Source organism: Leifsonia sp. PARNA 1/14 (assembly GCF_055720965.1).
The window spans coordinates 282,428-293,765 of sequence record NZ_JBVQSP010000002.1 but is presented as its reverse complement, the minus strand read 5'-3'; the positions used below and the strand labels follow the sequence as shown (position 1 = coordinate 293,765).

Sequence of the window (11,338 nt, the reverse complement as noted above, 5' to 3'; positions counted from 1 at the left end):
CGGACACCTTCAGAGAGCGGTCGCGCGTTCGATGACGCGGTAGCACCGACGAACGCGATCAAGCCACCAGTCGCGGCGTTCGTCGGTGACGCTGAGCCGATCGAGCCGGTCGGCCGAGACCTCCGGACGCTCGACCCGGATGGCGCCGTCGACCGGCGTGAGGGGTGACACCGCGACGTCCTCCTCGAACATGGCGACCGTCCCGAGACCGCAATCGAAGTCGAGCTCGGGAATCGCGGCCGCCAGGGAGGCGCCCATCGCGATTCCGACCGACGTGTCCAGAGCGCTGGAGACGACGACAGGGAGGCCGGCCTCGGCGACGATCCGCAGGGCCGCATGAACACCTCCGAGCGGCTGCGCCTTGATCACGAGCAGGTCGGCAGCGCCGGCGCGCGCAACCGCGAGCGGGTCGCTCGCCTTACGGACGCTCTCGTCCGCAGCGATCGGGATGGCCATGTAGTGTGTGCGACGGCGGATCTCGGCGAGTTCCTCGACGGTCGCGCAGGGCTGCTCGACGTACTCGAGATCGAACGGGGCCAGCGCATGGATGGCGTGCTCAGCCTCGTCGACGTTCCACAGCGCATTGGCGTCGACGCGGACGCGGCCTTCCGGGCCCAACCGGTCGCGCACCGCGCGCACGCGCGCGACATCATCGGCGAGCGTCTGACCGGGCTCGGCGACCTTGACCTTGGCCGTGCGCACGCCGGGGTACCGATCGAGGATGGCGGCAACGGCCTCGGCATCGACGGCGGGGACTGTCGCGTTGACCGGGATCTCGTGCCGCAACGCCGCGGGCTGGGCGCGCCACCCGAAATCGATGGAGGCGTGCAGCCAGGCGGCGGCCTCGTCGTCGCCGTACTCGACGAACGGCGAGAACTCGGTCCAGCCTTCCGGCCCCTCGAAGAGCACGGCCTCCCGGACGGTGATGCCGCGGAACCGCGAGCGCATCGGGAGCCGGACGACGCGCGCCGTCCCTAACAGGTCGTCCAGGTGGGCCAGCATTCCACAAGTTTGGCACGCGAGCCGCCGCCCGGATCGGTGCGATCGTAGGCTTGGGGCATGTCTTCGGCAGTATCAGAGCTCTTCGACCCCGCGGTGTGGAGGGATGCCCCCGGCTTCGGGGCGCTCACCGACATCACCTACCATCACGACGTCACCGGGCGCATCGCCCGTGTCGCCTTCAACCGGCCCGAGGTGCGCAACGCGTTCCGTCCGCACACGGTCGACGAGCTCTACGCCGCGCTCGAGGACGCGCGGACCAACCCGAAGATCGGCGTGGTGCTGCTCACCGGGAACGGGCCGAGCCCGAAAGACGGCGGTTGGGCGTTCTGCTCCGGCGGCGACCAGCGCATCCGTGGACGCGACGGATACAAGTACGCCGACGGAGAGACGGCCTCGGGGATCGACAGCGCGCGAAGCGGGCGCCTGCACATCCTGGAGGTCCAGCGACTCATCCGCTTCATGCCCAAGGTCGTCATCGCTGTCGTCCCCGGCTGGGCGGCCGGGGGCGGGCACTCCCTTCACGTGGTCTGCGACCTCACCATCGCGAGCGCGGAGCACGGGCGGTTCAAGCAGACCGATGCCGACGTCGGCTCGTTCGACGCCGGCTACGGCAGCGCCTACTTCGCGCGGCAGGTCGGGCAGAAATTCGGACGCGAGGTGTTCTTCCTGGCTCGGGAGTACTCCGCGAAGCGGGCCTACGAACGAGGCGCGGTGAACGCCGTCGTACCGCACGCCGAGCTGGAGCAGACCGCGGTCGAGTGGGCGGAGGAGATCCTCACCAAGTCGCCGACGGCGATCCGGATGCTCAAGTTCGCGTTCAATGCGGTCGACGACGGGCTCGTGGGCCAGCAGGTTTTCGCGGGGGAGGCGACACGGCTGGCGTACGGGACCGACGAGGCGGTGGAGGGGCGTGACGCATTCCTGGAGAAGCGCGAGCCGGACTGGTCGCCGTTCCCGTGGCAGTACTGAGCGAGGTGGCGACGTGACGCGCCCATACCAGGTGGTCGATGCGCGCCGGCCGGAGGACGTCTTCGTGGCTCTGCGCGCGGCGCTCACGGATGGTGGGCCGGCGGTGGTTCCACGGAGTGGCGTACCGCGGCAGGCAGCGGAGGCGGACGCCGGAACAACGTTGGCGGAAGCGTCGGGCGAGTGGCCGGCGCTCGGGGAGCGAGCACCGCAGAATGTGGCGCTCGTCATCGAGACCTCGGGGTCGACCGGTGTGCCGAAGCGGGTGGCGCTTTCCGTCGACGCTCTGCTCGCGAGTGCGGCGGCCTCCGCCGGCGCTATGGGGGGTCAGGGGCAGTGGTTGCTCGCGCTTCCCGCTCACTACGTGGCGGGGGCACAGGTGCTCGTGCGCTCGCTCGCCGCGGGAACGGAGCCCGTCTACTATGGCGGCGGGCACTTCGACCCGCGGCGATTCGCCGAACTGGCGGGCGAGCTCGATGGCGAACAGCTCTACACGTCGCTGGTGCCGGTGCAACTCGCGCGGATCGTCGATGCCGCCGAGGGAGGCGACCGCGAGGTCGGCACGGCACTGGGGCGGTTCGACCGCATCCTCGTCGGCGGCCAATCGCTCGACGCCCGGCTGCGGGAGCGGGCGGAGGCGCTCGGGGCTCGCCTCCTCACCACCTACGGGTCGAGCGAGACCGCGGGAGGATGCGTCTACGACGGTGTCCCCATCGGCACGACGGTGGTGCGCGCGGTGGAAGGACTGCTCGAGATCAGCGGGCCGACCCTGGCCGAAGGCTACATCGGCGACGACGACCGGACGGCGGCGTCGTTCCACGACGACGGCGGCGCGCGGTGGTACCGCACCGGCGACCTCGGCGAGGTCGCCGGTGGCCGGGTGACGGTGCGCGGGAGGGCGGACAACGTGATCATCTCCGGCGGCGAGAAGATCCTGCTGGACGCTGTCGAGCGCATCGCTCGCGCAATGCCGGTGCTCGGCGACGTCGTCGTGGTAGCCGCGGACGACGACGAGTGGGGACAGGTGCCCGTCGTCGTCGCGACGGGACGCGGGAGCCTCGACGACGTCCGCGAACGGGTCGTCCGTGAGCTGGGGCGCGCAGCCGCTCCGGCGCGGATCGTCACGGTGAGCGCGCTGCCGCGCCTCAGCAGCGGCAAGCCGGACCGGGTGAGAGCCGCGCGTCTCGCTCGCGCCGCCGGCCTCGCGGAGTCGGAGGCATAGCCGTTGTTGTTACGATTCGCTCTGTGATGAGCCAGAACAACCCCCGGATGCAGCGGATGGCGCCCCCACCGGCGCGAGGACCACGTGGCGGCAGGAGCGGACGCCCCGGTGCGAAGGCCTCCACGGTGCGGCCCGCGACGACCGCCGACTGGATCGCCGGCGCGCGCCTGCGCACGCTGCCGCTAGCGGTCGCGCCCGTGCTCATCGGAGTCGGAGCAGCCAAGGTCATCGAGGGCGCCGGTATCTGGCACCCGGTGCGATCCCTGCTCTGCCTCGCGGTCGCGGTGCTGCTCCAGATCGGCGTGAACTACGCCAACGACTATTCCGACGGCATCCGCGGCACCGACGAGTTCCGTGTCGGGCCGGGCCGGCTCACGGGATCCGGCAAGGCAGCACCCAAGAAGGTGCTAGCGGTCGCCCTCACGTTCTTCGGGCTGGCGGCCGTCGCCGGGCTCATCCTCGTACTCCTCGCGCAGTACTGGTGGATTCTGATCGTCGGCGCCGCGGCCATCGCCGCCGCATGGTTCTACACGGGCGGCAAGCGCCCCTACGGGTACTACGGGCTCGGCGAAGTCTTCGTGTTCGTCTTCTTCGGGCTGGTCGCCACGGCGGGAACGACCTACATGCTGGCCGGTTCGGTGAACCAGGAAGCCTGGTTCGGCGGAGTGATCGCCGGACTGATCGCGTGCGCGGTGCTCATGGTCAACAACATCCGCGACATCGGGCCCGACAAGCAGGCGCGCAAGCGCACGCTCGCGGTCCTCCTGGGCAACAGGGCCTCGCGGATCGTGTTCTGCGTGTTCCTGCTCGTGCCGTTCGGCATCCTGGCGGTTCTCGCGCTGTTCTACCCGTTCGCCTGGTTCGGGATGTTCGCGCTGCTCGCGGCACTTCCCGCCTGCGTCATCACGCTGTTCGGCAAGACCCCGCGCGAACTCGTCACCGCACTGCAGCTCACCAGCATCACCGGGCTGCTCGTGGCGCTCGCGCTCGGCGCCGCCTACGCCTTCTGACCGGAGGCGGTTCCGCCGTGATCGGCGTCGGACTGCGCCGCGTCGATCGCGGCGTCTTCATCGTCGTCGGGCGACGCCGCCGGCTTGTCCCGGTGACGTACGGCGTACAGATCTGACGAGACGGCGTTACGCGGCTTGCTGAGCAGGATGTACGACAGGCAGAGCCCGATCAGGGCGGCGGCGATGACCGCTGCCCACCAGACGATGCCGATCACGAGAAGGATGATCAGCGGCACGACGAACACCACCAGGCGCAGCACGGTGTAAGTCAACCAAGAGGGAATCCGCTTCACCCTCCCAGCTTAGGCACGCTCTCTGAGAGTTACGATGTAGCCATGGTTCGCCTCTGGATAGTCCTCGGCGTCGCAGCCGCGGTTTTCTACATCTATTCGGTGGCAGACTGCGCCCTCTTCGACCGTTCCCGGGTGCGTGGCCTACCCAAGCCCGTGTGGCTGCTCATCATCATCCTGTTCCCGATCATCGGCGGCGTCCTCTGGTTCCTGGTCGGTCGCGGCCGCCGCAGCAGAGCCGAGGCCGCCCGACGCATCAGCGCACCGGACGACGACCTCGAGTTCCTCGGAAAGCTGCGAGTCGATCACGATCAGGAAGAGCGCATCAAGCGGCTCGAGAAGGAGCTCGCCGAACTCGACGACAACGGTCCGGACGACCAGACCGGCCGCCGGGATGGGTGACCCGCGGGTCTCGGAAGAGCCCGCGGACCTCGGAGCCGGCCCACACGCTCGGCTGCCCCGCGCGGACAGCCCCGCTACCGACTACGCGCTCGCCCTCCTGGCGGGCTTCGTGGAGGCAGGCGTCGCCGACATCGTGGTGAGCCCCGGCTCTCGCTCGCAGGCGCTCGCGCTCGCCGCGGCCGAACTGGAACGCGCAGGCGCCGCGCGACTACACGTCCGCATCGACGAGCGGGTCGGCGGCTTCCTGGCGCTCGGGCTCACCCGCGAGACCGGTGCTCCCACGGTCATCGTCACGACCAGCGGGACGGCGACCGCCAACCTGCACCCCGCCGTGCTGGAGGCGCACGAGGCCGGTGTCCCGATGATCGTCGTCACGGCCGACCGCCCGGATGAGCTCCGCGGCATCCGCGCCAACCAGACGACGCGGCAGGACGGCCTGTACGGGAGCGTCGTGCGATCGACGCGCGACATCCCCGCACCGATCGGCGCCGCCGACGAGCAGGATGCCGCCCGCTCGCTCGCGCGCACTGCGGTCGAGGAGGCCGTCGGAGCCGCCACCGCAGACCCCGGGCCCGTGCACCTCAACGTCGCGTTCCGCGAACCGCTCTCGGTCGCGGTGCCGCCCGTCGCCGGTGTCGAGCAGGGCGAGCTCCCCACGACCGCCGGGCCGGAGGTGCTGAACCGGTCGGTCATCGAACTGGAGGACGGCCCGCTGACGGTCGTCGTCGCCGGGGCCGACGCCGGCCCCGCAGCAGCCGACCTCGCGCGAGCGGGCGGCTACCCGCTGCTCGCGGAGGTGTCGAGCGGCTCGCGGTTCGGGCCGGAATTGGTCGTCGCCTACCGCGAACTCCTCCACGAGGAGGCGTTCGGCGGCCGGGTCGAGCGGGCCATCGTGTTCGGGCACCCCACGCTCAGCCGAGAGGTCCCGGCGCTCCTGCAGCGGTCGGACGTCGAGGTGATCGTCGTCGCTCCGACCGGCGCCGAAGCGTACAACCCTGGGCATCGGGCACGCGTCGTGGGGGAAGCGAACGCTCCGGCGGAGGTCGACCTCCGCAGCCCCGAGGTGCGCTCGTGGGTGGGCAGCTGGGTGTTCGCGAGCCGGAGACTCACTGAGGACGCCGAACGCTCGGCCGACCCGGCCTCCACCGCCCCCGATGTGCAGAAGGCGCGTTCGTACGAGCCGTCCGACGCCCTGGCGTTCGCGCGGGCGGAGCTCGCGGCCGTGCGGGCGCCGATCACGCGCGCGCTGCTGGCCGAAGCGCTGTGGCGGTACACCTGGCCCCACGATCGGCTGGTGCTCGGGGCCTCCCGGCTGATCCGCGACGCCGATCGGCTGGTGCCGGGCAAGAAGATCGTGGTCCACTCCAATCGCGGGCTCGCGGGAATCGACGGGACGATCGCCACGGCGACCGGGATCGCGCTCGCCAGTGCGGCCCGGGCTCGAGCGGAGGGCGGGGCTTCCGGTGTCACCCGGGTGCTGCTCGGTGACCTCGCCCTGCTTCACGACGTCGGCGCCCTCCTGGGCGGAGCGGGGGAGGAGCGGCCGCACGTGCAGGTCGTCGTCGGCAACGACGGCGGCGGGACCATCTTCGACGGTCTCGAAGTCGCGGCGACCGCGCCGGCCGAAGCGTTCGACCGGGTGCTGTACACGCCGCAGTCGGTGGACCTCGCGGCTCTCGCCCACGCGTACGGATGGGAGCACCGCGTGGTGCGCACGAAGGGCGAGCTGGATCAGGCGCTCTCCGCCCCTCCTCCCGGGTCGAGCATCCTCGAGGTTCCGCTGCCGCGCTGAGCGGGTGCGACGCGCCGCCCGGTCAGAGGCTGTCCGGGTCGAGGTTCAGCTTCGTCGACGCGTAGAGGTACTGGCTGCCGGTGCCACCCGGTAGATCCGGGTTGAGCCAGAGCAGCCACTCGACGGGGATGCCGAAGCGGTCCGCGACGGCGATCGTCGTGTCGCCCTCGGCGACCTCATAGCTCCGGGGTGCGCCGCTCGCGGTCGAGGCTACGACACTCCCCGCGGCGCTGGCGCGGGCTCCGCCGTCGACCGGGTGGACGTTCGACGGCCGCACCGGCACGGACCACCGGATCGTATTGACTGCCAGAACCTTGTTCGGGCCGAGCTCCTGCGGGACGCCGTCGAACGACGCGGCCGACGAGTAGGTCACCAGGGTGGTCAGGTAAGACGGCTGGCCGTCGTTGATGAGGGCCGTCGCCGATTGCGCCGACGAGGTAGGGCCCCCGAGGAGCTGATCGCCGACCCCGTGGTAGGTCAGTCCGTCGCCGACGTTCGGCGCGATGTCGATGAGGGTGACCGAGACCGGCACGGGAACCGTGGAGGTGAAGTTCGAGTACTGGGCGGAGTAGGTGTTGTTGCCGTTCGCGACCATCCGGTAATGGAAGTGGATGCTGCCGAGGGGCGAGGCGACGTTGCCTTCGGCGACGACGGTGCCCTGCGGAACGGGCGTGAGCGTCGCAGCAGGAACGGGTGTGCTCGTGGGCACCGGAGTGCTGGTCGCGAGGCTTCTGCTCTGGCTTTTCGGCGTGCTCGTGGGCGTGGGCGTCGCCGTGCGGGTCGCCGACGCACTCGGCTTCACGCCTCCCCCGAAGAGCGCGCATCCGGCGAGCAGCGACATAATGGCGGCTGCAGCGATCAGCGTTGCCGCGCCCCTTCGCGCACGTGCGGAAGTGCCCGACAGCCGACCTCGACCGTGGTTTGTTCGAAACGACACGATTTCCCCCTCGAAGAACCCTAGCGGGGTTGGAGGCCGTCGACAATGAAGATGAGATGGCGTTGGCGCCTCACTAACATGACCGCGTGCACATGATCTTCCGGACGATGCTCCACGCGCTCCTCTCCCATTTCGGGCCTCGGCTCGACCACTGGGACGTGGCACGGACCCGATTCCGGGTGCTGCCCTCCGACCTCGACATCCTGAAGCACATGAACAACGGGGTCTATCTGTCGATTGCGGACATCGGGCGCTTCGATCTGCTCCGGCGCAACGGAGTCTGGGCGATCTTCGAGCAGCGCGGCTGGTATCCCGTCGTCGCGTCGGAGACCATCTCGTTCCGCAAGTCGCTGGAGCTCTGGCAGCCGTTCATCGTGGAGTCCCGCATCCTCGGCTTCGACGAGAAGGCCGTCTACGTGGAGCAGCGGTTCACCGTCGATGGGGAGATCTACACGCAGGCGTTCATCCGCGGCCGCTTCCTGAAGCGTTCGGGCGGGGTCGTCTCGATCGCCGAGCTGCTCGACGCGGTCGGGCCCGCCCCCACCGATGTCACGGTGCCGGACTGGCTGCTGGAATGGGGAGCGGACGCGGCCCTGCCCTCGACGCGCGCGGCAGCCCCGAGCGTCTGGAGCGAGTGACGGCCTCCGTCGGCGCCGTGACGGCGAGGGCTCAGCTCGGCCCGAACGCGAACACGTGGTCGGGGTCGTAGGCGGCGCGCACGTCGGTGAGTCTGACGCGAACCGCAGGAGGCCAAGCATTCTCGAAGGTGGTCGGATCGCTGAGGTCGGCGGACCAGTTGACGTTCGTGATCGCCGAGATGCGGTGCTGCAGAGCGCGGGAGAGCGCCTCCGCCGCAGCCGGAGCGGCGTTCTCGAACGTCGCCGGATCGGCGGCGATCGCGCTCAGCGTGTAGCCGCTGTCACGGCCTCCGACCGCGGTGCCGTCCGCCGTGTCGCGGCGGGCGGCTCCGCCCAGCTGCCGGATCTCGAGCGCGAGGAACGGGCTCTCGACACGCGGACCGGCGACGTCTAGCAGCGCGTCGCCGTCGGCGGCGTCGAAGTCGTCGAGCATGAAGCCGCGGATCCACGACGGCGATCCCTGCTCGGGGTCGTTGTGGATGCTCGCGACCGCGGTCGTCGGGATCTGCGCGACGGCGTCGAGGAAGACAGGTGCTGCCTGCCGGATGGGCGCGAACAGGCGCTCGCCCGTCGCGCTGTCGCCCGGATAGGCGAACCGGACGCTGAGCACCGTTCGTCCGCGCAGCGGCGGCGGAGGGCCGTCGACGTCGGGGACGCGGAGCAGCACGGCGGACGTCGTCGCCTCCTCGCCCAGCCCAGCCGCCCAGTCGACCCAGGCACGGAACGCAGGCTCGATGGCATCGCCCTCGAAGAAGACGCTGCCGGCGTAGAGCGTGCTCAGCGCCACCAGCTCGAGAGTCATCTCGGTGACGATACCGAGACCACCCTTGCCTCCGCGGAGCGCCCAGAACAGCTCGGGGTGCGAGTTCGCGTCGGCGGTCACGATGTCGCCCTGAGCCGTGACGACGCGGAAGCCGCGGACCCAGTCGGCGGTGAACCCGTGGGTGCGCGCCAACGGCCCGAGGCCTCCACCGAGGGTGTAGCCGACGGCGCCGACGCTCGTGGACGACCCGGTGATGGGGGCGAGACCGTACTCGGCCGCCCGTGCGATGACCGGCGCCCAACGCACGCCGGCTCCCATCGTGACGAGGCGGGCCTGTGCGTCGACGTCGATGCCGTCGAGCGCGCGCGTCGACACGATGAGCCCACCGACGATCGGGGCCTCCGACCCGTGCCCGGTGGCCTGGACGCGCACCGGAAGCGCGTGCTCGCGCGCGAAGCGCACGGCCTCAGCGACGTCGCCCTCGCTCTCTACGGCGACCACGACGTCGGGGTCGTGGCGGATCGCCGGGTTGAAGCAGGCGACTTCGGCGGCGAGCCCCTCGTCGCCGCGGACGTAGACGGTTCCCCGGACGCGCTCGCGCAGGCGCACGAGGGCATCGGCTTCGATATCGATTCCCATGGGGAGAACGTAGAGGCGACCACCGACAGTCGTCAGCCGTGTGACGTAGCATGCCGTTCATGACCGCCGTTCTCCCCGCCGACGCCCGCTCCGGGCGTGGCGTGGAGACGGTGTACCGTCCTGCGGGCGCGCTCGACGTCCCCGGGACGATCGGCCAGCTCGGACGCGGACCGTACGACCCGACCACCGCGTGGGATCTGCAGGGGATGTGGCGCAGCTGGCGCACCCCCGAAGGGCCGGCGACGCTGCGGATACTCCGCGCCTCGGCCGACGGCAGTGTGCGCGCTGCCGCCTGGGGCGCGGGGGCGCACTGGGCGATCGACGCCGTTCCGGCCCTGCTCGGCAGAGACGACGACTGGTCGGGTCTCGACGTCCGGTCGCATCCGCTGCTGCGCGACAGCCTGCACCGCAATCCCGGCCTCCGTCTCATGCGCACCGGCCTCGTTCTGGAGGCCCTCCTCCCGGCGATCGTGGAGCAACGTGTGACGAGTCTGGAGGCTTACCGGTCGTGGGCGCGCCTCCTGCGTTGGTACGGCGAGCCCGCGCCAGGGCCGGCGCCGGACGGCCTCCGCGTGGTCCCGACCCTTCAGCAATGGCGGGGCATCCCCTCCTGGGACTGGCACCGGGCGGGCGTCGATCCGCGCCGCGCCCGCGCGATCCAGGCCGTGCTCGCGGTCGCGCCGTCACTGGAGCGGGCGATCGCTGCTGCCGCCTCCCTCGACGGCGCCGACAGTGCGATGCGAACCATCCCCGGCATCGGCCAGTGGACGGCGGCCGAGACGCTGCAGCGCTCGCACGGTCATCCCGACCTGGTCAGCGTCGGCGACTACCACCTCGCCCACCAGGTCGGTGAGGCGCTCACCGGCTCCCGTGTCGACGACGACGGGATGCTCGAACTGCTCGAACCCTGGCGAGGCGACCGTCAGCGCGTCGTGCGGCTCATCCTCGCGAGCGGCTTCCGGTTTCAGCGCAGGGGGCCGCGGGTCGCCCTCCAGGACCACCGCTGGCACTGACCGCCACCGGCGCTCCCGCGCAGCATGCCAGGTTCAGCCCGTCGTGCCGTTCCGCTGCGCGGTGGCGTGCTCGAGCCGCAAGTCGTGGTCCAGTTCGTGGCACAGCGTCGCATAGTGGTCGCGCATCGCCGGGTAGTAGTCGTCCCAGTTCGGCATCGTCTTGCCGTCGTGCACGGCGACGAGCCGGTCGAGGTAGTAGTCCCAGCCGATGCAGTAGTCGGCCGAATTCGCGATCGCGCGCAGCCGCTGCCCGAAGGTGACGGTCGTGTGACCGCTCGCCTCCGTCAGATGGACGAACATCACGAGAGAGTCGGGGGCCTCACCGACGTCGACGTGGAGGCGGTGCGGCGACTCGCACAGCATGACCGCCACGTTCTGCCACTCCGCGCCGTCGCCCTCCGCGTTCATGCGGAACTTGACCGCCCCGGTCGACCCGGTGCCCGTGTACTCACCGATCCACAGGGCGAGTCGCGGAGATCTCGCGAAGTACGACCACACCTCCTCGATCGGCGCCTTGAAGATGCGGTCGAGGACCACATAGACCCCGTCTTCTTTGCGAACCAGTCGTCCCGTCGGCTGCGGCAGCATGGTGACCTCCTTAGGAGCCCCTCCTGCTCCTCACCATAGTCACCCTCCTGCGATAAAGGCAGAGGGCGGTACGGGA

Annotated in this window: 12 protein-coding genes; 7 read left to right on the top strand and 5 right to left on the bottom strand. The window is 70.6% G+C overall.

The annotated features are described in order from the left end of the window. Positions 1–9: 9 nt before the first annotated feature. Positions 10–1,002, bottom strand: a complete 993-nt coding sequence (locus AC0HS0_RS06395; protein ID WP_472962555.1) for an o-succinylbenzoate synthase — start codon at positions 1,000–1,002, stop codon at positions 10–12. A gap of 57 nt (positions 1,003–1,059) precedes the next feature. On the opposite strand from AC0HS0_RS06395, the gene AC0HS0_RS06390 reads away from it, so the two are divergent. The 3 genes from AC0HS0_RS06390 to AC0HS0_RS06380 are packed head-to-tail and all read left to right on the top strand — an operon-like array spanning position 1,060 to position 4,200. Continuing rightward, positions 1,060–1,971, top strand: a complete 912-nt coding sequence (locus AC0HS0_RS06390) for a 1,4-dihydroxy-2-naphthoyl-CoA synthase (protein WP_472962553.1) — start codon at positions 1,060–1,062, stop codon at positions 1,969–1,971. Between the two features lie 13 nt (positions 1,972–1,984). Continuing rightward, positions 1,985–3,190 carry an AMP-binding protein gene (locus AC0HS0_RS06385; protein ID WP_472962551.1) on the top strand — a complete coding sequence of 402 codons (1,206 nt, stop codon included), beginning with the start codon at positions 1,985–1,987 and terminating at the stop codon, positions 3,188–3,190. A gap of 26 nt (positions 3,191–3,216) precedes the next feature. Then, positions 3,217–4,200 (top strand): 1,4-dihydroxy-2-naphthoate polyprenyltransferase, encoded by a 984-nt coding sequence (locus tag AC0HS0_RS06380; RefSeq protein WP_472962550.1) that lies wholly within the window; start codon positions 3,217–3,219, stop codon positions 4,198–4,200. On the opposite strand, the gene AC0HS0_RS06375 is transcribed toward AC0HS0_RS06380, so the two are convergent. Beyond that, complete coding sequence (locus tag AC0HS0_RS06375; protein WP_472962548.1) at positions 4,188–4,493, bottom strand: DUF4229 domain-containing protein; 306 nt, start codon at positions 4,491–4,493, stop codon at positions 4,188–4,190. The two genes, AC0HS0_RS06380 and AC0HS0_RS06375, sit on opposite strands and share 13 nt — an antisense overlap. Before the next feature lie 42 nt (positions 4,494–4,535). On the opposite strand from AC0HS0_RS06375, the gene AC0HS0_RS06370 reads away from it, so the two are divergent. Both AC0HS0_RS06370 and menD read left to right on the top strand, forming a co-directional pair. Then, positions 4,536–4,892, top strand: a complete 357-nt coding sequence (locus AC0HS0_RS06370) for a PLDc N-terminal domain-containing protein (protein ID WP_472962547.1) — start codon at positions 4,536–4,538, stop codon at positions 4,890–4,892. Then, positions 4,885–6,684, top strand: a complete 1,800-nt coding sequence (gene menD, locus AC0HS0_RS06365; protein WP_472962545.1) for a 2-succinyl-5-enolpyruvyl-6-hydroxy-3-cyclohexene-1-carboxylic-acid synthase — start codon at positions 4,885–4,887, stop codon at positions 6,682–6,684. The genes AC0HS0_RS06370 and menD overlap by 8 nt, the downstream gene beginning before the upstream one ends. A gap of 22 nt (positions 6,685–6,706) precedes the next feature. Here the strand turns inward: menD and AC0HS0_RS06360 are convergent, their stop codons facing one another. Beyond that, on the bottom strand, positions 6,707–7,525 hold the full coding sequence (locus tag AC0HS0_RS06360) for a LysM peptidoglycan-binding domain-containing protein (RefSeq protein WP_472962543.1): 819 nt from the start codon (positions 7,523–7,525) through the stop codon (positions 6,707–6,709). A 188-nt stretch (positions 7,526–7,713) separates the two neighbouring features. Between AC0HS0_RS06360 and AC0HS0_RS06355 the strand changes: the two genes are divergently transcribed. After that, a complete protein-coding gene (locus AC0HS0_RS06355) occupies positions 7,714–8,259 on the top strand; it encodes an acyl-CoA thioesterase (RefSeq protein ID WP_472963528.1) in 546 nt (181 codons plus the stop codon). Positions 8,260–8,290: 31 nt separating this feature from the next. On the opposite strand, the gene AC0HS0_RS06350 is transcribed toward AC0HS0_RS06355, so the two are convergent. Then, positions 8,291–9,661, bottom strand: coding sequence for an FAD-binding oxidoreductase (locus tag AC0HS0_RS06350; RefSeq protein ID WP_472962541.1), 1,371 nt, complete (start codon positions 9,659–9,661; stop codon positions 8,291–8,293). Between the two features lie 59 nt (positions 9,662–9,720). Here AC0HS0_RS06350 and AC0HS0_RS06345 point away from each other — a divergent pair, with 59 nt between their 5' ends. Beyond that, positions 9,721–10,674, top strand: coding sequence for a DNA-3-methyladenine glycosylase family protein (locus tag AC0HS0_RS06345; RefSeq protein ID WP_472962538.1), 954 nt, complete (start codon positions 9,721–9,723; stop codon positions 10,672–10,674). A 33-nt stretch (positions 10,675–10,707) separates the two neighbouring features. Here AC0HS0_RS06345 and AC0HS0_RS06340 read toward each other — a convergent pair whose 3' ends face one another. Beyond that, entirely contained in the window at positions 10,708–11,262 is a 555-nt protein-coding gene (locus AC0HS0_RS06340) for an SRPBCC domain-containing protein (protein WP_472962536.1), read from the bottom strand. Between the last annotated feature and the right edge of the window lie 76 nt (positions 11,263–11,338).